Origin of the sequence: uncultured Williamsia sp., from assembly GCF_947494875.1 — a bacterium.
GTDB lineage: Bacteria > Actinomycetota > Actinomycetes > Mycobacteriales > Mycobacteriaceae > Williamsia_A.
On record NZ_CANLWM010000001.1, the window covers coordinates 827,247 to 853,559 of the forward strand.

At 71.2% G+C, this 26,313-nt stretch carries 5 protein-coding genes; 3 read left to right on the forward strand and 2 right to left on the reverse strand.

Going from position 1 to position 26,313, the window contains the following annotated elements; translation table 11 throughout:
* The first annotated feature begins 15 nt into the window (after window positions 1-15).
* Window positions 16-22,629 (forward strand): non-ribosomal peptide synthetase, encoded by a 22,614-nt coding sequence (locus tag Q1A98_RS04050; RefSeq protein WP_299570056.1) that lies wholly within the window; start codon window positions 16-18, stop codon window positions 22,627-22,629.
* A 64-nt stretch (window positions 22,630-22,693) separates the two neighbouring features.
* Here the strand turns inward: Q1A98_RS04050 and Q1A98_RS04055 are convergent, their stop codons facing one another.
* Window positions 22,694-23,710: an ABC transporter substrate-binding protein gene (locus Q1A98_RS04055; RefSeq protein WP_299570058.1), complete on the reverse strand. Its 1,017-nt coding sequence runs from the start codon at window positions 23,708-23,710 to the stop codon at window positions 22,694-22,696.
* Window positions 23,711-23,814: 104 nt separating this feature from the next.
* Between Q1A98_RS04055 and panD the strand changes: the two genes are divergently transcribed.
* Window positions 23,815-24,261 (forward strand): aspartate 1-decarboxylase, encoded by a 447-nt coding sequence (gene panD / locus Q1A98_RS04060; RefSeq protein ID WP_299570060.1) that lies wholly within the window; start codon window positions 23,815-23,817, stop codon window positions 24,259-24,261.
* Window positions 24,258-25,586, forward strand: coding sequence for a SidA/IucD/PvdA family monooxygenase (locus tag Q1A98_RS04065; RefSeq protein ID WP_299570062.1), 1,329 nt, complete (start codon window positions 24,258-24,260; stop codon window positions 25,584-25,586). The genes panD and Q1A98_RS04065 overlap by 4 nt, the downstream gene beginning before the upstream one ends.
* Window positions 25,587-25,602: 16 nt before the next feature.
* Here the strand turns inward: Q1A98_RS04065 and Q1A98_RS04070 are convergent, their stop codons facing one another.
* Window positions 25,603-26,247: a vWA domain-containing protein gene (locus Q1A98_RS04070; RefSeq protein WP_299570064.1), complete on the reverse strand. Its 645-nt coding sequence runs from the start codon at window positions 26,245-26,247 to the stop codon at window positions 25,603-25,605.
* Window positions 26,248-26,313: the final 66 nt, after the last annotated feature.

The following is a 26,313-nucleotide window of genomic DNA, read 5'->3' on the forward strand; positions in this document are numbered from 1 at the left end:
GGCTAGCCTTACCCAATGCAGATCGCGGATGTGCTCGCCCGTCTCGACGAGTGGAACGACCGGTCGCAGCCGACGGCGCGGTCGACGGTCCCGGACCTGCTCCGTCACCAGATCGCGGCCTCCCCCGACGCGGTCGCGGTGGTCGACGACACCCACATCCTGACCTACGCGGAACTGGGTGTGCGGGTGGAGGATCTCGCGGCAGACCTGCGTGCGGCGGGCGTCGGCGCCGAGGACGTCGTCGCGATCGGCATGCGCCGCAGCGCCGAGATGGTGGTCGCCGTGCTCGCCACCATGCTGTCCGGCGGTGCGTTCGTCCCCATCGATCCGAGCTGGCCACAGCAGCGTCGGGAACGCACCGCGACCGACGCCCGCATCGTCCACGCTCTGGTCGGTCGGGACGACACCGGCAGCTGGCAGGTGCCGACGACGACGCTCGACCTCGCGCACTGGACGATCCGCGAGCGGTCCGTGGAGGAGCCCGCGACCCTCGACGGCGCCCGCCTCGCCTACATCGTGTTCACGTCGGGATCCACCGGCACCCCGAAGGGGTCGATGATCCGGCACGAGGCGATCTGCGAACGGCTCCGGTGGCAGCGGGACGAGATCCTGCACTTCGGGTCCGACGACGCGTCGTTGTTCAAGGCTCCCTTGGCCTTCGACATCGCGATCAACGAGATCCTGCTGCCGCTCGTGTCCGGTGGGCGGGTCGTGGTGGCGCGTCCGGAGGGGGAGCGCGACCCCGAGTACCTGCTCGACACGATCGCGCGCCACGGCGTCACGTTCGTGTACCTGGTGTCGTCGATGCTCGACGCGCTGCTCGAACTCGACGGGCCCGCCGGTGGGTCGTCGTCGCTTCGGGATCTGCGCCATGTCTGGTGCGGCGGTGAGGTGCTCACCCCCGACCTGTTCCGTCGCTTCCGCGCCCATCTCGACACGACGCTCTTCCACGGCTACGGGCCGGCGGAGGCGACGATCGGTGTGTCCCATGTGATCTACCGCGACGTCGCCGAGCGGATCGCGACGTCCATCGGTTCGCCCAACCCCCACACGCAGCTCTACGTCCTCGACGAGGATCTCCGTCCGGTCGGTCCCGGTGTGGGTGGCGAGCTGTACGCCGCAGGATTCCTGCTCGGGCGGGGATACGTGGGCGCCCCGGGACTCACCGCGTCCCGGTTCGTCGCGAACCCGTTCGACAGCAACGGGTCCCGCATGTACCGCACGGGTGACCTCGCGCGCTGGACCGAGGACGGTGCCCTCGAGTTCCTCGGACGGGCCGACAACCAGGTCAAGATCCGCGGCCGCCGGATCGAACTGGAGGAGATCGAGTCGGTCGTCGCCGACCACCCGCGGGTGCGCTCCGCGGCGGTGATCGTGCGGGACTCCACCCTCGTCGCCTTCGTGACGACGACCGGCCTCGGCCTCGTGGACGGCGCCGAAGACATCTCCGCGTGGGCAGTCGACCGCCTCCTGGACTACATGGTGCCCGGCGAGATCCACCTGCTCGACGCGATGCCGACCACCACGAACGGCAAGGTCGACCGCGCGGCGTTGACCGCACGCGCCCTCGAATCGGCCGCACGGCGGACCACGCCGGTCGTCGCACCGACGACGGCGCGGGAGGCGGTCCTGTGCCGCGTGTTCGCCGACGTGCTGAACCGGTCCGAGATCGGTGTCGACGACGACTTCTTCGCCGCCGGTGGTGACAGCATCGTCGCGATCCGTGTGGTCGGCCGGCTGCGTGCGCAGGGTCACGCGCTGCGCCCCCGCGAGATGTTCGCCCACCGCACACCCCGGGCGCTGGCCCCGATGCTGGTCGAGCTCGACGTGACCTCCGATCGGGAGGTCGTGCCGCAGGAGGGGCCCGTGGGGCCCACCCCCATCACCGCCTGGCTCGACGAGATCGCAGGCGACGCCGACGTCCTGTCGGGCTTCGCCCAGGGGATCGTGCTCACCACCCCGGAGGGGTTGACCGAGTCCGACCTCCGCGGCGTCGTGACGGCGGTCGTCGAGCGGCACGGGATGCTGCGTGCGTCGACGGATGGGCACGCCGCGGCGACGGTGGTGCCGGAGTCCGGCGGTGTGGGTCCGATGGTGGTCGTGGGTGCGACGTCCGGCGACCGCGACGCCGACGTGCGTGCGGCGTGGGAGCTCGCGCGGACGCAGCTCGATCCGGCCACCGGACACATGCTCGTCGTCGTCTGGCTGCGGGACCACGGGCTGCTCGTCGTCGTCGGGCACCACGTCGTCGTCGACGGCATCGCGCTGCGGGTGATCGCGGAGGATCTCGCCGCCGCGCACGCATCGCTCCTCGCGCACGGCTCGGCCGTCGTGGGGGAGGTCCCTGTCTCCTTCCGTGACTGGGCCGCCCGTCTGCGGACCGCCGCCGACGACGGGGTGTTCGCGTCGGAGACGGCGCACTGGGAAGCGGTCGTCCGAGGGGTGGAGGAACCACTCGGCGACCGTCCACTCGACCCGGCGGTCGACACCGTCGCCACCGAACGACGACTCGTCGTCGAGCTGGACACGACCGACACCGAACGGCTCCTCTCGGTCGTCCCGGAGGCGATCCACGGACGCGCCGACGACGCGATGATCGCCGCGCTGGCGCTGGCGGTGCTCCGCTGGCGTACCGAGCGCGGGATCGCCGGGGACGACGAGCTCTTGCTCGAACTCGAGGGGCACGGCCGGGAGGCCGACGCCGTCGACCCCGACGGGCTGTCGGGACCGACCGACCTCTCGCGGACCGTCGGATGGTTCACCACGCTGTTCCCCGCGCGGATCACCGTGGACCCGACCGCCGGGATGGGCGCCGTGGTCCGCGCGGTGAAAGAGCAACTGCGCCGGACGCCCTCGCACGGTGTGGGATACGGCGTGCTGCGACACCTCGCCGGCGCCGACATCGCCTGCTCCCCGCAGGTACTGTTCAACTACCTCGGTCGATTCTCGCTCGACGCACCCGACCGAGCGCCGTGGTCTTTCGTGTCCGTCGACGCCTCCGCGGTGTGGGAGGACCGGGCCGCGACCATGCCGCTGCCCCGGCTGATCGAGGTCAACGCCGAGGCGATCGACCGTGCCGACGGATCCCGACTGCGCGCCGTGATCAGTTGGCCCGCAGGCGCGATCGACGCGGCCGCGGTCGAGCGGCTCGCCGAGCTGTGGATGCAGGCTCTCCGGTCGATCGCCGCCGACCCCACGGTCACCGGCCACACGCCGTCGGACTTCCCGCTGGTCTCTCTCACCGACGACGACATCCGTGACATCGAGACGCGCTTCCCGGCGGTGCAGACGGTTCTGCCGTTGACCCCGGTGCAGCAGGGGATCTGGTTCCAGTCGACGTACGAGGCCGATCACGACCCGTACGTGGTGCAGCAGATCGTCGACGTCCACGGCGATCTCGACCGGCACCGGTTCGCCACCGCTGTCGACGGCGTCGTACGTCGACACCAGGCGTTGTCGACGGCCGTCGTCGCGACCTCGGACGGCACGCCGGTCGCCGTGATCGCGCCCGTCGCGCCGACCGACGTCCTCTGGATCGACGGCGACGCCGACACGGATGTCGACGTCGTGGCCGCCGCGGAGAGGAACCGCGGCTTCGCCCTCGACGAGGCGCCACTCATGCGGTTCGCGATGATCTCGCACGCCCCCGATCGACACACGATGGTGCAGACGGTCCACCACATCGTGGCCGACGGGTGGTCCGTGCCGATCGTCCTCGACGACATCGTCTCCGCCTACCGGGACGGGGCCACGGGTGTGTCCCCGGCGCGCATCGACCGCCATCTGGAATGGCTGGGCCGTCGGGACGCCCCCGCCGACCGCGCGGCGTGGGCGCAGTACCTCGACGGTCTGGAGGCGCCCACGCGCATCGCCGCTGTCGATGGGCACGGCGGCGAGCCGAACCCGGACGGCGAGCGTCACGGCCGTCGCACGGCGCGGTTCGACGGGGACGTCGCCGCGACGGCGCGGTCGGTCGGTGTCACGCCGAGTGCGATCGTCACGGCCGCCTGGGCGATCGTCCTCGGACGCCTCACCGGCACCGCCGACGTCACGTTCGCGTCGGCGGTGTCCGGTCGTGGCGGCGACCTCGCCGGCGTCGACGACATCGTCGGCATGCTGGTGAGCACGGTGATCACCCGTGTCCGGGTCGATCCCGGGACGTCCGTCGCGGACACTGCGCGTGATCACGCCGCCGCCGAGCTCACCGTGATCGACCACCAGCACATCCCTCTCGCCGACTTGGCCGAGGTCATCGGTGCACGGGGCGATCTCGTCGACTCCCTGCTGGTGATCGAGAACCTCTCCGGTCATCGGTACGAGGAGACCGACTGCGGGGCAACGGCCTCGGAGGGCATCGGCTTCGGTGAGGTGCGGGTCGTCGAGGCCCCGCACTACCCGCTCACCGTGATGGTGTCGGTGCACTCCGACATCCGGGTCACCGTCACCAACGACCGCACCGTCGTGTCCGACGGTCTGGCGGACCACGTCGCGTCCGCCGTGGTGGCGGCGTTGGCGGCCACCGTCGTCGACCCGGGCACCACCGTGGCCGGGATCCGGGCCCTCCCCGCCGGCGCAACCGCGCCCGTCGACGCCGTCGACGCGCCCCTGTTGCCGTCGGCACTCGCCGATGCGGCGGTCGCGCATCCCGACACGGTCGCCCTCACCCAGGGTGACCTGCGATGGACCCACACCGATCTCGCCCTGCGCGTCGGCGCGATCGCGGCGGCGCTGCGGGCCGCGGGTGCCGGTCGCGGGTCGGTCGTCGCGGTGATGCTCCCGCGCACGCCGGACGCGGTCGCCGCTGTGTGCGCCGTGACCGCCGTCGGCGCCGCGATCATGCCGGTCGACATCACCTACCCGGCCGACCGCATCCGTCTCATGGTGGACACCGTCGAGCCGCGGGTGATCCTGACGGACACCGCTGTCTCGGTGCCGGAATCGGCCGCGACCGTTGTCGATGTCGCCTCCGTGGACCGCGAGGCGGCGACCGTGCCGCCGCCGGTCGCGCTGTCGCGCGAGGACGCGGCACTCGTCGTCTTCACGTCCGGATCGACCGGGACGCCGCGGGCCGTGGTGCTGCCCCACGGCGCCCTCGCCGACCGGCTGGACTGGGGTCGTCGCCGCTGGGCGGCCTCGACGTGGCTGGCGAAGAGCTCGTGGGCGTTCATCGACGGCGCCACCGAACTGCTGACCCCGCTCACCTCCGGCGCGACCGTGGTCCTCGCGGACGACCACGCGCGTCGCGACGGAGCCGATCTCGCCCACCTGGTCGAGGAGAGCGCGGCGGAGCAACTCGTCGCCGTCGGGTCGTTGGCACGTGTGATGGCAGCGGAATTCGGTGACCGCCTCGCCTCTCTCCGGCGGTGGGTCCTGAGCGGTGAGGCACTGGAGCCGTCCATCGTCGAGGCGGTTCGCGCGGGCACACCGTCCGCGGTGATCATCAACTCGTACGGTTCGTCCGAGGTGGCCGGCGACGTGCTGGTGACCGAGGTCGTCGACGCCGACGACATCACGCTGGGCACCCCGGTGCCGGGCAGCGACGTGGTCGTACTCGACCATCTCCTGTCCGAGGCACCTCGTGGGGTCATCGGCGACATCGTCGTCGGCGGTGGGCAACTCGCCCGTGGCTATCACGGGGACCCGGCCGCGACGGCGACCCGCTTCGTGGCCGACCCGCGACCGGGCGCGGTCCCCGGCGCGCGGCTGTACCGCACCGGCGACCGCGGGTGGGTCGACGAGGGCGGACGCGTGGTCTTCACCGGCCGCGACGACGACCAGATCTCGATCCGGGGGTTCCGCGTCGAACCCCGTGAGGTGGAGGCGGCGCTGTGCCGCATCCACGGTGTGCGTGACGCGGTCGTCCTCGCGACACCGATGCTCGAGGCGGTGGTCGTCGGCGACCCGCACCTCGATCCGTCAGATGTCCGCGCGGCTGTCGCGCAGACACTCCCGACCCACGCCGTGCCGTCGGCTGTGGCGGTGACCGACTCGATCCCCCTGCTGCCGAACGGCAAACGAGATCGCGCCGCGCTGCTGTCGCTGCTCGCCGCGGCCCGTGACGCCCGCACGAGCGAGACGTTCGTCGCCCCCTCGACCGATGCCGAGCGCGACGTCGCCGAGGCGGTCGCCGACGTCCTCGGCGTTCCGCCCGTCTCGGCCACTGCGGAGTTCCTCGACCTCGGCGGCGACAGCATCGTGGCGGTACGGGTGATCGGCCACCTCACGCGACGGGGGTGGGCGGCGACCGGAGAAGACGTCTTCCGGGGGCGGACCGTCGCCGGGATCGCTGCCCGCCTCACCCGGGCGGAGTGGACGTCGGACGGGGACGTCGCACCGTTCTCGACCGTCACCCTGTCCGATGCCGACCGCCAACGGTCGACGGCCGCTGTGCCGTTCGCCGTCGACGACATGTGGGCGCTGACGCCGCTACAGCGCGGTGTCTACACCGAGTGTGTGGCGGCCGGGCCGGATGACACGACGTACCTGACGCAGAACGTCTTCACCCTCGACCGCCGGGTCGATGTCGACGCCCTGCGGTCGGCGTTGTCCGACATGGTCGCGGCACTCCCGCAGCTCCGCGTCTCGTTTTATCCCACCCGATCCGACGATCCCGCCGCGACCCCTGTCGTCTCCGTCGTCGCGAGGTCTGTCCAGGTCGATGTCGACGAGCATGACCTCACGGGCCACGACTCCACCGGTGCCGCCGCCGAACTCCGTGCCGTCGTGGAGGCCGACCGCGTCCGTCCGTTCGCGCTCGACGTCCCCCCGCTGATCCGCGCCGCGGTCGTGGCCCTACCCGACGGCACGGACCGCCTGCTGTTGACCTACCACTTCCTTCTCTTCGACGGGTGGTCGCGGGAACTGGTCCTGCGGGACCTGTTCTCCCGATACGAGTTCCACCAAGGGGGCACACCCGCCCCCACCTCGGACGCGCTCGCGCCCTTCCCGCGGTATCTGCGGTGGCTGCAGCAGAGGGACGACGACAGCGCTCGCACCGCCTGGCGCGGACTGCTCGGATCGATGGAGGAGCCGACCCTCGCCGCGCACGACCCCGGTCCGGACGGCGACCCCCGCCAGCTCTTCGCGACGCTCGACGGCGACCTGTCCGGTGCGGTCGCCGCCACGGCGCGCGACCTCGGTGTGACCGAGAACGCCGTCATGACCGCCGCACTGGCCGTCGTGACCGGGCTGCACGCCGGGACGTCCGACGTGGTCATCGGCGTGACGGTCGCGGGACGCCCGGGTGACGTCGCCGACGTCGAGAACACGGTCGGACCGTTCCTCACCACGGTTCCCGCGCGACTCGACGTGCGTCCGGGCCGCGCCGTCGCGGACGTGATCGTCGACGCCGCCGAGCAGCGCATCGCGATGATGGCCCACGACCACATCGGACTCGCCGAGATCACCCGGGCGGCCGCGGGTGATGCCGGAGCGACGCTGTTCGACTCGCTCTTCGTGCTGCAGAACTTCCTCGACGACGACACCTTCACCGATCTCGAGTCGCGGCACGGCATCGTCGACGTCGACTACCGCGACACCACCGCTTTCCCGATCACGTGGGTCCTCACCCCCGGGGCGCGGATCGCCGTGAAGCTCGAGTACCGGCCGGGGTCGGTCGCCGACGCCACGGCATCGCTCATGGTGCGCGGGTTGGAGCTCGCGCTGACACAGATGACCGCCGACAGCGGGCAGGCGGTCGGAACGGTGCGACTGCTGGACGACGAGGCCTCACCGGCGCCTCGCGACATCGAGTCGGTCACGATCGCCGAGATGCTGAGCGACCGTGCGGCGCTCGTCCCCGACGTCACCGCGCTGGTCGCCGGTGACGAGCGGCTCGACTACCGCGAACTGGACGCCCGCGTCACGCGGATGGCGCGGATGCTGCTCGCGCACGGTGCCGGGCCCGAGGTGGTCGTCGCCCTCGACCTACCGCGCACCACGGACATGGTCATCGCGTTGTTCGCGGTCCTGCGGACCGGCGCAGCCTATCTCCCGATCGAGCGCGACCACCCTGTCGCGCGTCTGCTCACGATCGTCGACGACGCGGCGCCGCGCATCATCGTCACCGACTCCGCGCAGCGCCCGATCGTCGTCGCGGCCGGTGAGTCCGGCTGTCACGTCGTCGATCTCGGCGATGACGCCGTGGTGCGGTCGTTGGCACAGCTCGACGACTCCCCGATCCGGGACTCCGAACTCGGGACGTTCGCCGCCGGGCGGGACCGTCTCGACCATCCCGCCTACCTGATCTACACGTCCGGATCCACAGGGACACCGAAGGGCGTGGTGACGCCGTACATCGGCCTCACCAACATGTACGCCAACCACGACGAGGCCATCTTCACGCCGACCATCGCCCGCTCGGACCGCGATGTCCTCGCGGTCGCGCACACGGTGTCGTTCTCGTTCGACATGTCGTGGGAGGAGCTGTTCTGGCTGGTCGCGGGGCACACCGTGCACGTCTGCGACGAGGAGCTGCGCCGCGACGCCCCCGCGTTGGTGCGCTACTGCACGGACAACCTGGTCGACGTGATCAACGTGACCCCCACCTACGCCCACCACCTCATCGAGGAGGGGTTGCTGGACGGGGACCACGTACCCGCACTGGTGCTCCTCGGTGGTGAAGCGGTCACGGACGTGGTCTGGGATGCGCTGCGCAACACCGACGGTGTGGTCGGGTACAACCTGTACGGCCCGACCGAGTACACGATCAACACCCTGGGCGCGGGAACGGACGAGAGTGACACCCCGACCGTGGGGCGTCCCATCCACAACACCGCGGCCCGCGTTCTCGACACCGCGTTGCGCGCTGTCCCCGACGGTGTCTTCGGCGAGCTGTACATCGCCGGCGCCGGTCTGGCACGCGGGTACCACGGTCGGCCCGACCTCACCGCGGCGGCGATGGTGGCGGATCCCCTCGGATCCGGCGGCCGGATGTACCGAACCGGTGACCTCGTCCGACGTCGGCCGGACGGCATCATCGACTACCTCGGCCGCGCCGACGACCAGATCAAGATCCGCGGGTACCGGGTCGAACTCGGAGAGATCGAGTCGGTGATCGCGGCACTCGACGGGGTCCGTCGCTGCGCCGTCGTCGCCCGCGCCGACGCGGACGTCCCCGGCCGGAAGACGGTGGTCGCCTACGTCGTCCCCACGTCGTCGCCCGCGCCGGGCGGGCGCGCCGACGTCATCACGGGGATCCGGGACGCGGTGGCGGCGACGCTGCCGTCGTACATGGTGCCGGCGCGGTACGGGATCGTCGACGACCTACCGCTCACCGTGAACGGCAAACTCGACGTCGCCGCGCTGCCGGAGCCCGTCGCCCCTGTCCGGGGTGATCTCCGCGCGCCGCGCAGCGAGGCCGAACGCGTCATCGCCGAGGTCGTCGCGCAGGTGCTCGGCACCGGCGCGGTGGGCCTCGACGACGACTTCTTCGCCCTCGGGGGCGACAGCATCTCGTCCATCACGCTGGCCAGTCGGGCCGCGGCTCGGGGTGTGCGCGTCACGCCCCGGGACGTCTTCCGTCGCCGCACCGTGCTGGCCATCGCTGCCGCGTCGGTGTCCGTCGACGCTGTGGAGCCGGTGGACGACCCGGGCACCGGAACCATCCCGGCGACACCGATGCTCGCCGAGACCGTCCGCGCTCGAACGGTTCTCGACTCCTTCTATCAGTCGATGGTGCTGCGGACACCGATCGGGATGGGCCATGACGACCTCGTCGCGGTGCTCGGTGCGCTGCGAGATCGTCACCCGCTGCTGCGCGCGCGCGTCGTCGGTGACGACGACTGGACCCTCGTCGTCGACGAGGTCTCGGAGCCGTCCGGACCCGTCGACATACGAACGGTGGACGAGGACTTCGGCGGCGGGCGACTCGACGTCACGGTCGCCGAGCGCGCAGCCTCGCTCGACTGTCGCGGTGGGCGCATGCTGACCGCGGCGTGGTACCCGTCGACCGACACCGAAGCAGGACAACTGCTGCTCGTCGTCCATCACGTCGTGGTCGACGGCGTCTCGTGGCGCATCATCATCGAACACCTCGCCCGTGCCTGGGAAGCGCTGCGCCGCAGGGGTGGCGCGGAGCTGGAGGCGATTGGTACCTCCTTTCGCCGCTGGGCGGAACTCCTGACCGACGCCCTGCGGCCGGAGGTCGTGGCCGATCACGTGGAGGCGTGGCAGCGGGTGCTCGCCCCGGTCGCCCCGTTCGGCGACAGGCCGGTGGACCCGGCGCGGGACACGATCGCGACGACGCGGACGGTCCGGGTCACCCTGGACAGCGCTGACACGGCCGACCTCGTCGGACGTGTGCCCGCCGCCGTCAACGGCACTGTCGACGACCTCCTGCTGGCTGGTCTGTCCCTGGCGGTGCGGGCGTGGCGCACGCAGCGAACCGGTGACACCGACGGCCGCCTCCTGGTCAACCTCGAGGGGCACGGGCGACGCCCGGAGGTGCTGGGTGACGCCGGCGCGGGTGTCGATCTCGCCGAGACGATCGGCTGGTTCACCGCGATCCACCCCGTCGCGGTGGATGCGGGTGACGTCGACTGGCCGGCAGTGGTCGACGCCGACCCGGTACTCGACCGTGCCGTGAAGTCGGTGAAGGAGCAGATCCGCTCGACCCCGGGCACCGACAGGGTCGCCGGCGGTCTGGGCTACGGCATGCTTCGGCATGTCCACCGGCACCCGGCTCTGCAGGGCCGGGCCCCGGAGGTCCTCATGAACTACCTCGGACGGCTCGACGGTGCGACCGGTGGCGACTGGGCGCCGGTCGAGGGGATCGGCGCTCTGCGTGAGGGTGTCGACCCATTCAATCCTGCTGCGGCGCTCGAGATCACGGCCCAGATCGGGACGGACGGACGGCTCGTCGTCGACCTCATGTGGCCCGCTGGGATCCTGGATGACGGCGAGACGGCCATGGCCGATCTCGGCGAGCGGTGGATGACCGCGCTGCGGGCGTTCGTCCGTGCCCCCGTCGGGGGAGCGACGCCCTCGGACTTCCCGCTGGTGTCGCTCACGGACGGCGACCTCGCCGCCCTCACCAGCGACCTCGGCGCACCGGTGGCCGTGCTCCCGATGCTCCCGCTGCAGGCGGGCATGTACGCGCACTCGATGCTGCTGGCCGACGGGGACACGGTCACCGCACCGGGCGACCCTTACGTCGTGCAACAGACCGCGAACCTCGTCGGTGCAGTGGACGTCGCCCGTCTCCGTCGTGCTCTCACCGCGGTGGTTGCGCGCCACGACGCGTTGCGTACCCGGTTCGTCGCGACGGAGCAGGGTGCCGTCGTGCAGGTGGTCGACCCGGCGGGCACCGTCGACCTCGACCATCACGACCTGCGCGGGACCGTCGACCACGCCCCCGATGTCGCGGACAGGATCGCGGCGGAGGAGCTCCGTCGGCCGCTGGACCTCGCCGGACGGCCGCCCGTGCGGTTCACCCTGGTGTCCCTGAGCGACACCGAACACCGACTCGTGCAGACGATGCACCACGCGCTCGCGGACGGGTGGTCGTACCCGCTCGTCTTCGCCGACCTCGTCGAGGCCCACCGCCTCGACACGTCGTTGCCGCGGCCCGCCGTCGGCTGGTCCGATCACGTCGAGACCGTCGCGGCCGGCGATCCGGACAGCGCCCGCGACACATGGCGCACGGTCCTCACCGACGTCCTCGGCTCACAGCCCGCGCCGACCCTGCTGGCACCCGTTCTGCCCCGCGCGGCCGACGGGGAGACCGGCTTCCGGACCGTCTCCACGACGGCGCCGTCGGCCGCGTTGACCGCTGCGGCGCGTAGTCGTGGCGTCACCCTCGGCGCGGTGGTCCATGCGGCGTGGGCCGTCGTGCTCGGACGGCTCACCGGGCAGGACGCCGTCGTGTTCGGGTCGACCGTGTCCGGACGTGCGGGGACGACGATCGACGTCACCGGTGTCGTCGGTCTGCTGATCAACACCAACCCGCTGCCCGTGGCGGTGCGAGCGGCGACGCGGCTCGGCGACGTGGTCCGCGCGGTCGCCGGCACCCAGACCGAGGTCATGGATGTCCAGCAGATCGGTCTGGCCGACATCGGCCGGATCGTCGGCCAGGCCACACTGTTCGACTCCATGGTGGTCGTCGAGAACTTCCCGGACGTGGACCCTGCGGGAGTCGGCGACAGTCCGGACACGCTGTCGATCACGGGCTTCACCGGTGTCGACACCCCGCACTACCCGGTGTCGTTGGTCGTGTTCCCCGGCGAGTCGACGACGTACGAGATCAAGTACGACGCCGCCCTGGTGTCGGAGACCACGGCGCGGTCGCTCGCCGACGCGGTCACCGTGGTCGTCGACGACTGGATCACGGTGCCGGACAGGCGACTCGCCGACGTATCGCTCACCCGGGACGAGCACTCGGTGGTCGGCGGCCGCGCATCGCGCGCCCCGTCGACGGTGGTCGACGCGTTCCTGTCGGCGGTGGGCGCCGTCCCCGACGCCGTCGCCCTCACCGACGGCACGCAGTCACTGACCTACCGCGACCTCGACCGTCGCAGTGCGACCTTCGCGTCCGCGTTGCGATCGGCAGGGGCACGTCCGGGCGGCCGCGTCGCCGTCGCCCTGCCACGCGGTGTCGACCTCGTGGTCGCCGTGCTGGCCGTCGCCCGCAGCGGCGCGACCGCCGTCCCCCTCGACATCGAGGCGCCCGCGGACCGCCTGCGGTACATCGTCACCGATGCCGCACCCGACGTCCTGGTTGTCACCGAGGCCACCCGGTCGAGGGTCCCGGTTCCCGGGGGTGTGGCGGTGCATGTCGCGGGGACAGGGGAGTCCTCAGGCACGTCGGATACCGACGGCCTGCCGGAACCGGTGCGCCCACTGCCGGCCTCTCCCGCGTACCTCATCTACACCTCGGGGTCGACCGGCAGACCGAAGGCGGTCGAGATGGCGCACGCATCGGTGACGGCGATGTTCGCGTCCGCGGCTGAGCACGTCGACCTCGACGATCAGGTGTGGACCCTGTTCCACAGCATCGCGTTCGACTTCTCCGTGTGGGAGGTCTGGGGTGCGCTCGCGCACCGCGGGCGGCTCGTCGTGGTGGACGGCGACGACCGCCGTGACCCGGAGCGACTGGCTGCACTGATCCGCGAGCAGGGCGTCACGTTGCTGAGCCAGACGCCATCCGCGTTCCACGCCCTGGCCGGGACCGTCGATGTGGCAACGCTTCCCGTCCGGACCGTCGTCTTCGGCGGCGAGGCACTCGACGCACGTCGACTGCCGGATCTCCCCGGGGTCCGACTGGTCAACATGTACGGCATCACCGAGACGTGTGTGCACGTCACGGCGCATCGCATCACCGACGACCAGACGGGCCCGGCGGCCACCGGCGGCGTCGGTGTGATCGGCCGACCGCTCGCGGGTCTGGGCGTCGCTCTTCTCGACCGTTTCCTGCGACCCGTCCCCGCCGGTGTGATCGGTGAGATGTACGTCGCGGGAGATCAACTGGCGATCGGATACTCGGGCCGACCCGACCTGACCGCCATGCGCTTCGTCGCGGCCCAGTCGGGGGAGCGGATGTACCGCAGCGGCGACCTCGCGTACCGCGATGCCGGCGACCTCGTGTACGTGGGCCGGTCCGATCAGCAGGTCTCGGTGCGTGGACACCGGGTCGAACTCGGCGAGGTCGACCACGCGGTGTGTTCGGTCGACGGTGTCGTCGATGCCGCGGCGGCCGTGGGCCCGGACACGACAGGTCGCGACGTGCTCGTCGCCGCTGTCGTCACGGACGGCGCGATGACCGACGACGAGATCCGCGATGCAGCAGGGCGTCTCGTCCCCGGGTACATGGTCCCGGCCCGGTACGCGCGGGTGGAGTCGATCCCGCTCACGGGCAACGGGAAGGTCGACCGCGCGGCAGTGCTGGCGTCGGTCTTCGACACCACCGCCGAGCCGTCGACCCCGGACAGTCCGCCGGCCGGGGCCGACCCGGTGTCCCGGCTGGTCTCCGTCGTGTCCGAACTGCTGGGACGCAGCGACGTCGGTCCCGACGACGACTTCTTCTCGCTCGGCGGGGACAGCATCGTCGCCATCTCCCTGGTCAACCGGGCGAAGACGTTCGGGCTGACCATCACTCCGAAGGACGTCTTCCGTCTGCGCACCGCCCGTGCGCTCGCGGCGACGCAGGATGCGGGGGTTGTCGGGGCCCCCGCGGATCGCGTGGTCGACGTGACAGGGGAGTCGGATCCGGGGGAGGTCCTCCTCACCCCGATCGTCCATCGGCTGTCCGAGCTCGGTGGCGACATCCGTCGGTTCTGTCAGGCGGTGGTGGTGCAGACCCCGGCCGGGGCGGACGCCGAGCGGGTGCGGGCGTGCGTCGCCGGCCTGGTCCGCCGTCACGACGCGTTGCGTCAGCGGCTCCACCGGCCGAACGCCTTCCTGTGGTCACTCGAGGTGGTGCGACCGGACGGCGTCGACGAGACGGTCGCGACGCTGCCGTGGACGGTCGAATCGATCCGGGGCGCAACCGATGCCGAGCGAGAGGCGGCGGTGGCGCAGGTGTCGGACACGGCTGCCGACGGGCTGGACCCCGACGCCGGTGTCATGGTGTCCGCGGCGTTCCTCGACGCCGGGGACCGGCCGGGACGTCTCGTGCTCGCCGTCCACCACCTCGCGGTCGACGCCGTGACGTGGCGGATCCTGCTCGACGACCTCGTCGACGCCTGGACGGGTGTGACACCACCGCCCGCGACGACGTCGCTGCGTCGGTACGCGTCGACGCTCACCGAACAGTCGGCGAGTCCCGCGCGTCTCGCCGAGTTCGACCATTGGTCGGCGCAGGTCGCGCCCGGTGCGGAACTCGTCCCGGGCGCCGCGACGGTGGCGCTGACGCTCGGCGACACCGTCGAGCACGAGATCGTCCTCGACGCCTCCACGACAGAGCATTTCCTGACCACGGCCACGGCCGCCTCCGATGTCGATGTCACCGAGTTGCTGGTCGCCTCTGTCGCCCTCGCCGCCTCGCGGGTCCGCGGCTCCGGCGACCTGTCGATCGACGTCGAGCGCCACGGACGGGACCTCGACGGCGCCGATCTCAGCAGGACCGCGGGATGGTGCACGTCCATCGCCCCGGTGCGTCTGCCGGGTGCAGCGCTCGCGGCCGGCGACACCTCCTCGGTTCGCGACATCGCCCACGCCCTGCGAGCGGTGCCCGGCGACGGCCTCGGCTATGGGTTGCTGCGCTATTGCAACCCGCGCACCGCGGGGGTACTCGCGCGCGGATCGGCCCCGCAGGTGGTGGTGAACTACCTCGGACGCGGGCACGCGGACATCGATCGTGACTGGGCGCCGACCGACGAGACCGTGCGCGCCGAGCCGGATCCCGGACTCGGCACGCCCTACCTGCTCGAGGTCAACGCCTGGTGCCGATCGCATGCGGAGGGCACCCGGCTCCACATCGCGATCCGCGTCCCGCGTCCGGGCATCGTCCGGGGCGGCGACGTCGACGACCTGGTCGGGGGCTTCGACGACGCCTTGGTGGCGGTGATCGACGACATCGGCCTCGCGGCGACACGCACACGGCGGACGCAGGCGGAGCTGTCGGGGTCCGATCTCGAGGCGCTCGTGGCGACCCACGGCGACGACCTCGTCGACGTGTGGGACCTGTCGCCCCTGCAACAGGGACTGTGGTTCCAGGCGACGGCGAACAGCGCCGACGTCTACGTCGCCGCGAACGCGTTCGATCTCGACCGGCGGCTCGACGCCTCGGCGCTGGGCGCCGCGATGGGCGACGTGATGGACGTGCACCCGGCGATGCGTGTCGGGGTGATGACGGTGCCGTCCGCCGACCGCCAGGTCGCGGTGGTCGTCGACCGGGCCGTGCCGGTGACCGAGATCGACCTGACGGACGTCGGGGCGGACGCACCCGAGGCGCGTCTGCGGGCACTCGGCGACGCCGACCGCACGACGCCCTTCGATCTCGGCCGCCCGCCCCTCATCCGGCTCACCTTGGTCCACCTCCCCGGCGGACGCGACCGGTTGCTGTTCACCTACCACCTGCTGCTGTGGGACGGGTGGTCGCGAGAACTGGTGCTGACGGCCCTGTTCGACGCCTACACCCGCCGAACCGGTGGCGCTGCACCCGAGATCGCCCGGCCCACGGCGACCGTGCCCGACCACCTGCGGTGGCTTGCCGCCCAGGACACCGCCGCGTCGGAGTCGGTGTGGCACGGGCTGTTCGTGGATCTCGAGGAACCGTCGCTGCTGTTCCCCGAGGCGGCCGGGACCGACCCGGCCCTCGCGCGACGCGTCGACGTCGAACTCACCGAGGACGAGACCACCGCGCTGACCCGGTGTGCGCGTGCGGTCGGCGTCACGCTGCACGCCCTGGTCAGCACGGCGCTGGCCGTGGTGCTGGGACGTCGCCTCGGTCGCGACGACGTCGTCCTCGGGACCACCGTCGCAGGACGCCCGACCGACATCGACGGCATCGACGAGGTCGTCGGGGTCTTCCTCAACACCGTGCCGCTGCGGGTGCGGCTGGCCCCCGGGTCCACCGCCGCCGAGGTCATGCGGGCCGTCGCCGACGACCGCGTCACCACCATGGACCACGAGTACCTCGGACTCGGTGACATCCAACGAGCTGTCGGGCGGGGCCCGCTGTTCGACAGCCTCTACGTCCTGCAGAACTTCCTCGACGACGACACCTTCGCCGATCTCGAGGCGCACCAGGGGATCACGGCGGTCGACGCCGTCGACGCGACCCACTACCCCCTCACCTGGGTCGTCATGCCGGGGCGCCGTCTGTGGTGCAAGCTCGAATACCGGCCCGACGTCGTCGACGCCGAGGCCGCGCGTGCCCTGCTCGCCGATCTGCACGCCACCCTGCTGGCGATCGCGGCCGCACCCCGACGTCCGTTGGCCGCGTCCGCGGGTGCGGCGGTGGTCCCGTCGAGCATCGCCGGCGACCGACTCGACGTCGGTGACGACACGATCGCGGACCTGCTGTTCGCGCAGGCTCGCCGTACACCGGACCGCCCTGCGCTCACCTGTGGTGGGGACACCATCACCTATGCGGAGCTGTCGCAACGGATCTCAGCTGCCGCCGCCCAACTCGTCGCGGCCGGGGCCGGCCCCGAACGCATCGTCGGCCTGGCGGTGCCACGGTCGACCGAGATGGTCGTGGCGCTGTTCGCGGTGCTGGCGACCGGAGCGGCGTACCTCCCGTTGGACCTGGCCGTGCCCGACGACCGCATCGCCGACATCGTCGCCGACGCCGAGCCGACGCTGGTCGTCGTCGACGACACCTCTCGGGACCGGATCGCGCCCATGGGCGTGCCTCTCGTGACCCTCGGGTCCGACGTACGCGATGTGTCCGTCCGACCGACGCGGTCGCTCGACCATCCGGCGTACGTCATCTACACGTCCGGCTCGACCGGTCGGCCCAAGGGCGTGGTGACGCCGTACCGCGGCCTGACGAACATGCAGATCAACCACCGCCGCGCCATCTTCGACCCGGTGGTGGCCCGCCTGCGTGCGCAGCATGGCCCGGACGCGACGCTGACCGTGGCGCACACGGTGTCGTTCGCATTCGACATGAGCTGGGAGGAACTCCTCTGGCTCGTCGAGGGACATCACGTCCACGTCTGCGACGAGGACCTGCGCCGCGACGCAGCCGAACTCGTCCGCTACTGCTCCGACCACGCGGTCGACGTGATCAACGTGACGCCCACGTACGCGACGCACCTCGTCGATGAGGGGTTGCTGCGCGGATCGCACGTCCCGCGGTTGGTGCTGCTCGGCGGCGAGGCGGTGACGGATCGTCTCTGGGAGGAGTTCCGCGCGACGCCGGATCTGCTGGCCTACAACCTGTACGGCCCCACCGAGTACACGATCAACACCCTCGGTGTCGGGACGGACGACACCGACCGCGCAGCGGTCGGACTGCCGATCACCAACACCGAATGTCTCGTCCTCGACGCCTGGTTGCGTCCGGTGCCGCAGGGGATCGCGGGCGAGTTGTACATCCGGGGAGTCGGACTCGCCCGGGGTTACCACCGTCGGGCGGACCTCACGGCGTCGTCGTTCGTCGCCGACGTCGACGGCTCCGGTGGTCGCCTCTACCGCACCGGTGACCTGGTGCGTCAGCGACCCGACGGTGTCCTCGACTACCTCGGTCGCACCGATGACCAGGTCAAGATCCGTGGGCATCGCGTCGAGCCGGCCGAGGTCACCGCCGCACTGCTCGACGTGCCCGGTGTCCGTGGGGGCGCGGTGGTCGCCATCGACGGTGAGACGGCGGACCAGGGCAAGAGACTGGCGGCGTTCGTGATCCCGACGGATGACCCGAGCAGCGGATTCCTCGCGGGGATCCGATCCTCACTCGTCGACCGCCTGCCGGGCTACCTCGTGCCGTCCGTCTACGCCGTCGTCGACATGCTGCCGCTGACCGTCAACGGCAAGCTCGACGTCCGCGCCCTCCCGGAACCGCGGCCTGTGTCGGGATCCTGGCGGGCGGCGGCGTCGGAGACCGAGCGCTGGATGTGCGAGGTGTTCGCGACCGCACTGGGTTCCGACGATCCGGTCGGCCCCGAGGACGACTTCTTCGCGCTGGGTGGTCACTCACTTCTCGCGACGCGTCTGCTGGGACTCGTCGCGGAACGATGCGGCGCGCGGTTGCGGCTGCGCGAGCTCTTCGACGCACCGACACCGGAGCGGTTGTCGCGCAAAGTGTCCGCGCTCGGTGTCGACTCGGGCAGCGTCGACGTCGAGGCGGGTTCGACCGCACTCGCCCATCGGCCGGACGTGGAGGAGCACCTGCTCTCCCCGGCGCAGCGTCAGCTGTGGCTGAGTTGGCAACTCGACCCGTCGGACACCGCCTACCTGTATCCGATCGCGGTGCGGGTGGAGCGCCGACTCGACCCCGACGCACTGCGTCGGGCCGTTGTCGCGGTGTTGACCCGCCATGCGCCGCTGCGCAGTGTCGTCACCGACCGCGACGGGACGCCTGTGGTCGTCCCACTCGACCCGGTCGATGCCGCGGCACGCGTCGAGGTAAGGACGGTCGAGTCGGAGGACGTGACGCCAGTCGTCGACGCAGAACTCTCGCGACCGTTCGACCTCACCCGCGACCTCCCGCTGCGGGTGACCCAGATCGACTGCGGCGCTGGGTCCGTCCTGCTGCTCACGATGCACCACATCGTGGTCGACGAGTGGTCGGACGCGGTACTGCTCGGTGACCTCGACCGTGCCTACCGCGGGGAGGAACTCGGGTCACTGCCACTCACCTACGGAGACTGGGCGGACTGGGCTACCCGGGACCTCGCGACGTCCGTGGGCGACGGCACCCGTGCCGACGCGCAGATCGCCTGGTGGCGCGACCATTTCGCAGGCGTTCCCGACGAGGTCACCATTCCTCCCGATCTGGTCCGACCCGTCGGTGACACCCGACCCGCGGCGACGGTCTCCACCCGTCTCGACGCACCCGCGGCCGATGCGCTGCGCGCACTGGCGACCGAGCGGTCGGCGACCACCGGGATGGTCCTGCACGCTGCGCTCGCCGTGGTGCTGCGCGGGTTCGGCGCCGGCGACGACATCGTCGTCGGCACACCGCGTTCGGGCCGCACCGACGATCGACTGAAAGACGTCGTGGGGTATTTCGCCTCCACCCTGGTGACCCGGGTCGATCTCGCGGACCGGCCGGCGATCGGGGTGCTCGTCGACCGCGTGCGTGACATCGACCTCGCCGCACACGACCACGCCGAGATCCCGTTCGCGGAGGTCGTGGCCGCTGTCAACCCCGGTCGTGTCGTCGGCCGGACACCGCTCTTCTCGCTGATGCTCGGGTACTTCCGGTCCGATCGGGGCGGCGACCCGGGGGACACATTGTTCGGTGCCGCGGTGTCGGACGTCGACGCCGGGCCGCGTGAGGCCAAGGTCGACGTGAACGTCACCTGCGTCGACCACGGTCCCGCAGAGCCCGTCGATGTGGTCGTCGAGTACGACGCCGGCCGCTACTCGCCATCGCTGATGGAATCGCTGGCGTCGGCGATCGCACGGGTCGCCACGGCGATGCCGGCTGCCCCGGACGCGTCGATCGCGGCACTGCACATCGCGGCGCCGCCCGTGGTGCAGACCCCTCGTGTGGTGGTGTCGTGTCGGTGGGTGGACGAGATGGAGGCCGTCGCCGCCGAGCATCCCGACACCGTCGCGGTGACCGTCGGCGACGACGCCGTCACCTATGGCGACCTTGCCGTGCGGGTCCGCGAACTGACCGCCCGGCTCACAGGTCTGGGCGTCGCGCCGGGTGACGTCGTCGCCGTCGCGGCCCGGCGCGGTGTCGAACTGGTCGTCGCCCTGGCGGCCGTGAACCGTGTGGGCGCGGCCTATCTGCCGCTCGACACCGCGGTCCCCGCAGAGCGACTGGCCTACATCGTCGACGACGCGCAGCCGGCCGTGGTGCTCGCCGACGCGGAGGTGGACTGGTCGTCGGCGCCGGTCCGGCTTCTCGGGGAACAGGAGTGGTCGCCGCTGGTGCGCCCGGACGACCGGGCGCGTCAGGATGTCGGCCCGGCGGCCTATCTGATCTACACCTCGGGATCGACCGGCAGGCCCAAGGGCGTGGTGGTCTCCCATCGGGCACTCGACGCGTTCCGTATTGGCGTCGCCCGTCGGTTCCCGATCCGTGCCGACGACCGTGTGCTCGCGACCACGACGGTGTCGTTCGACATCGCCGTCCTGGAGATCCTGGTCCCGCTGTCCGTCGGCGCGACGGTCGTGATGGCCCGCCGCGACGAGGTCGTCGATCCCGAACTGCTCGCCGGGGTCATCGGCCGGGGACGGGTCACCGTCGCGCAGGCGACGCCGTCGCTGTGGTCGACGGTCACCCGTTTCCGCGACCGGGACGGCCGCGGCGTCGACCTCAGCCGGATCCGGGTGGCGGTGGGTGGCGAGGCGCTGCCCACCGACCTGGCCGGCGAGCTCGCGGGGCGTGCGGCGCAGGTGGTGAACATGTACGGGCCCACCGAGGCGACCGTGTGGGCGACATCCGCGGAGATCGGCACCGGTACAGGGGAACCGACGATCGGTGCCGCGTGGGACACCGTCACCGCGGTCGTGCTCGACGACGACCTCCGGCCCGTTCCCGACGGTGTCGTCGGCGAGCTCTACCTTGGCGGTCCGCACCTCGCCGACGGATATCACCGCCGCCCGGACCTGACAGCCGCGCGGTTCGTCGCCCATCCGCTCGCCGGCCCCGGCGGGCGGCTGTACCGGACGGGTGACGTGGTGCGTCGGCGGGCAGGCGGGTCCCTCGACTACCGCGGTCGCTCCGATCACCAGGTGAAGATCCGCGGGCACCGCGTCGAGCCCGACGAGGTCGCGGCCGCGGTGCGGCGACTCGACGGCGTCGACGATGCGGTCGTGGTCTCGCGCATGGTGGACGGTTCGGTTCGCCTCGACGCCTACGTGGTCGGCGCGGACGTCGACACCACCGCCGCGCGCCGGGATCTCGGTGGGGTTCTCCCCTCCTACATGGTCCCGTCCGCGGTCACCGTCCTCGATGCGCTCCCGCTCACCCCCAACGGCAAGACCGACCGCGCCGCGCTGCCCGAACCCCAGAGTGCCGGCGACACCGCCACCCCGAGCACGCTGACGGGGACGCGACGCGAGGTCGCAGAGGCGATCGCCCGCGTCCTGGGGGTCGAACCCACCTCGCCGACCGACGATTTCTTCGCGCTCGGCGGCCACTCGCTGCTGCTGGTGCGGCTGCACGAGCAACTGAGGGACGTCCTCGGCGCCGACGTCGGGGTCCGTGTCCTGCTCGCGGCACCGGCGGTCGGGGACATCGCGGACGCCGTCGACGCGGCCCGACAGGGTCTGTCCGTCGCGACGGCGGACGCCCTCTCGCCGGTGGTGCGGTGGAACACCGCGGGGACGGCGACGCCCGTCGTGTGTTTGCCGCCGGCGAGCGGGATGTGCTGGGAGTACGCGGGGTTGGCGCGGTTGCTGGGGTCCGGGACGCCGGTCGTCGGACTGCAGTCGAGGAGTCTCACCGACCCGGCCGCGCTGGGTGCGGACTTCGTCGACGTGGTGTCGGAGACGGTCGACCGCCTCGACGAGTCCGTGGGGGACGGTCCGGTCGTCGTCGTGGGGTGGTCTTTCGGCGGCGTCCTCGCCCCGGCGGTGGTCGCCGAATGCCTGCGGCGTGGACGCGTCGTGGACCGGGTCGTCATGCTCGACGCGCACGCGCCGGGGGCCCCGGTTCCGACGACGGTCGCCGCCGATCCTCTGTCCGTGCTTCTCCGTGAGCTCGGAGTGTCACTGCCCGAGCATGATCGGGCTGTGACGGACACCGCGCTGACGATGGACGAGGCGGTGCGGTTGCTCGCCGACCACGACGACGTGCTCCGGTCGCTGGGTTCGGACGCGGTCGTCGCGGTGATCCGTACCTACCTCGACAGCGACCGGCTGATCGCACAGGCGAACCTGCCGGTGGTCGAGGACGTTCCGGTCGACTTCCTCGAGGCCGGGTCGGTGGAGCCGGGGTTCGACGGGAACAGCGCGCGGGGATGGCGCGGGGTCCTGCCCCGGATGCGGGTCACGGTCGTGCCGGAGGGGCATTCGCAGATGCTGACCGGCGCCGCACTCGACCGCTTGGCGGATCTGGTGCGGTGACGGACACGAGAAGGGCGGCCGATCCGGGGATCGGCCGCCCTTGTGGGGTGGGTGACGAGGTGGCTCAGGCCATCGCGAGATCGGCCACGGGCCGGCCCGACAGCGCGTTGGACAGCTGCGGGACGAGGACGTCGAGGGCGTACATCAGGGCGTTCGGTCCGCTGTAGGCCAGTGCGCCCGACAGGGGTGAGTCGAACGTGGTGTAGAGCGTCCGGTCGTCGCGCACCACGGTGAGGCGGCTGAACGCGGGCGAGGCCAGCATCTGCTGCTTGGTCGCGCCGTTAACGAAGAGGATGTCCCGGTCGAGCAGGGCGAGCTTCTCCTCGGAGAGGTCACCGACAGTGTCCTGTGCACGGAAACCCAACGCGTCGAACAGCGTTCGACGGGGGTCGTTGGCTCCGATGAGGTAGTGGCCGCCGTTCTCGGGACCGAAGTCCTCCACGAGGGTCTTGCCGGCGAACTCCGGGTGCGCCGCCTTCGCGGCGTCGATCTTTCCGCGGACCTGCGTCACCAACGACTGAGCCTGGTCACGCTTGCCCAGTGCCTGTCCGGTCAGCAGGAGCTGTGCGTCCCAGGGGGTCTCCTCGTCCTTGTACCGGCCGGGCTGGACCACGGTCGGAGCGATCTGCGAGAGACGGTCGTAGGTCTTGCGGTCGACCGTGTCGTAGATGTCGAGGATGAGGTCGGGCTTCGCGGCCGCGATTGCTTCGAAGTCGGCGCTGTCGCCCTGCATGGACGCCACGCCCTTGCCGTCGGTGGCCTCCTTGACCCACGGCATGGTGTTGTAGGAGTCGTACCAGGCGCGGGTGGTCACCGGGACCACGCCGAGCGCCAGGACGAAGTCCTGATCGTTGTAGCCGACGGTCACAACCCTTTTCGGGTCGGCGGGGACCTTCGTGCTGCCGAACTTGTGGTCGACGGTGACGGTCGGTCCCGACGACGAGCTGCCGGAGTCCGACCCGCAGGCGGCCACGAGACCGATCCCGAGGGCGGCGACCGCGGCGACGACCGCGAGGCGCAGCAGGCGGGTCGAACGGGGGCGGCGCGTCGCCGCCCGAGGTGAGGACGATGGGTGTGACATGCGGGTTAGGGTACCATTACCTAATTCTTTGAATATAGGTTAGCCTGTGCTCAGTTCTGGACGTCCGCGTCCGCGGCGTCACGCGAATACGGAATGAGGGCTTCATGCGCCGAACCATGTTGGGCGGCAAGATACATCGGGCAACGGTGACACAGGCCGACCTGCACTACGTCGGGTCGATCACCGTAGACACGGACCTGATGGTGGCCGCCGACATCGTCGACGGCGAGCAGGTGCAGGTCGTCGACATCACCAACGGCGCCCGCCTCACCACCTACGTGATCCCCGGCCCCGCAGGGTCCGGTGTCATCGGGATCAACGGTGCCGCAGCTCATCTCGTCGAGCCCGGTGACCTGGTCATCATCATGTCCTTCCGGACTGTCGACGACTCCGAGCTCTCCGATCACGAAGCCCACGTCGTGCACGTCGATGCGCACAACGCGATCGTGGCGCTCGGCAACGACCCGGCCGAACCCGTCCCCGGCGCGGATGATCAGTGGCGGTCCGACGTGGACGAGGTGCAGGTGGCCGGACGGGTCGGCGTCCGATGACCCTCACCGACGACGAGATCACCACGCGCGCAATCGGTGACGACGAGGCGGTGCTCGATGTCGTCGGCGTCGGGTTCGGTCCGTCCAACCTGGGCCTGGCGATCGCCATCGAGGAGTACAACGCAGACCGCGACCCGTCCGGGCACATCGATGCGGCATTCGTCGAGTCGCAGGACCGGTTCGGGTGGCACACGGGCATGCTCATCCCGGGGACGACGATGCAGATCTCGTTCCTCAAGGACCTCGCGACCCAGCGGAACGTGCGCAGCCGCTTCAGCTTCCTCAACTACCTGACGGCGCGCGGACGTCTCACCGAGTTCATCAACCACCAGACGTTCTTCCCGACGCGGCTCGAGTTCCACGACTACCTCGAGTGGGCCGCGTCGACGGTGCAGGCACGTGTCGACTACGGAACCCGCGCGGTGGGTGTCCGCGAGGAGGGCGACCACCTCGTCGTCGAGACCGAACAGCGTGGGCGCCGGTCGCAGCTGCGAGCACGCTCCGTGGTCCTCGCCGGCGGGCTCCATGCCCAGCTGCCGGCCGGGGTCGTCGAGTCGCCGCGTCAGTTCCACAACCACCGTCTGCTCGACCGGCTGACGCAGCTGCCCGCACCGACCCACCAGCGGTTCGTCGTGGTGGGTGCCGGGCAGAGTGCGGCCGAGGTGGCCGACCACCTGCACAGCACCTACCCCGCGGCCGAGGTCCACGGGGTGTTCGCGAAGTACGGGTACAGCCCCGCCGACGACAGTCCCTACGCGAACCGGGTGTTCGACCCCACGGCCGTCGACGACTTCTATGTCGCCGAGCCGACCGTCCGCCGTCAGCTGCTCGACTACCACCGCGGTACCAACTACTCCTGCGTCGACCTGCCCCTCATCGAGGAGCTCTACACGCGCGAGTACGCCGAGCGGGTCGCCGGACATCGTCGACTCTTCTTCCGTGGGGCGTCGAGCGTGCGTGACGCCGTCGAGTTCGGTGACGACCGCACCGGGGGTGTCCGGGTCTCGGTGGAACACCACCCCACGCGCACCGTCGAAGAGCTGACATGCGACGCGGTCGTCTACGCCACCGGGTTCACGCCGATGCCGCTCGACATCCTCGGCGATCTGTCCGACGAGGTGCTGCGCGAGACGCCTGGGTCGGACCAGCCGTCGGTGTCGCGCGACTATCGGCTGCGGACCCGGCGCCCGCTGAGCGGCCCGGTGTTCCTGCAGGGCGGCACCGAGCACACCCACGGGCTGACCTCGTCGCTTCTCAGCAACATCGCCGTCCGCAGCGGGGAGATCGTGGAGTCGATCGTGAGAGAGGTCGGCGTCCGGTCCTGAACGGCTCGTCGGGGGTTCACCGGGGCGCGGTGCTGTCTCGTTCACCCGTGGTGAAGCCCTCGACCGGTCGGCCCGCCCGGCGGGACTTCCGGCCGCGCGTCTGCAGGTTCGACACCGCCTCATAGGCGTTGCGCACCTGGTCCGGGGCGGCCGCATAGGTCAGCGACCGGTCGGCGGAGAAGCCCATGCTGGTGCCCACGTCGACGGCATCCATGTTGGCGCCGAGGAAGACGAACGTCCACGCGTACTGCTCCTCCTGCTGCCGGATGAGTGCGCGGACCGCGTCGACCGTCCACTCGCGGCTGGAGTTCTCCATCCCGTCGGTCATCACCAGCACCGTCACCGCACCGGGACGGTCCTCCTCGGGCCGCGACGCGAGATCGGACCCGACCTGGGTGACGAACCGCCCGATCGCGTCCAGCAGTGCGGTGCCGCCCCGAGGCTCGAGCGACAGCGGGGGGACGTCGGCGATCGGACGGTGGCTGTAGACCTGCTCGTACTCGGTGTCGAACTGCGCCAGCGAGACCACCGTCTCGACGTCGGCGGCGCGCTCGGTCGCGATGAACGAGTCGAAGCCGCCGCACGTGTCGTCGACGATCGTGTACATGGAGCCCGAACGGTCGAGCAGTGCGGCGACCAGGGAGAGGTTCGGATCGGTCATGGTGGGCTCCTTCGAAGCGTCGGACGGGGAGGCCCGACCGTACAGCCGTCCACCGACAACCGCCCT

What these genes read in the sequence shown, in the direction of transcription:
- Q1A98_RS04050 (WP_299570056.1), top strand. Translation starts at nt 16, where the DNA reads ATGCAGATCGCGGATGTGCTCGCCCGTCTCGACGAGTGGAACGACCGG.
- Q1A98_RS04055 (WP_299570058.1), bottom strand. Translation starts at nt 23,710, where the DNA reads ATGTCACACCCATCGTCCTCACCTCGGGCGGCGACGCGCCGCCCCCGT.
- panD (WP_299570060.1), top strand. Translation starts at nt 23,815, where the DNA reads ATGCGCCGAACCATGTTGGGCGGCAAGATACATCGGGCAACGGTGACA.
- Q1A98_RS04065 (WP_299570062.1), top strand. Translation starts at nt 24,258, where the DNA reads ATGACCCTCACCGACGACGAGATCACCACGCGCGCAATCGGTGACGAC.
- Q1A98_RS04070 (WP_299570064.1), bottom strand. Translation starts at nt 26,247, where the DNA reads ATGACCGATCCGAACCTCTCCCTGGTCGCCGCACTGCTCGACCGTTCG.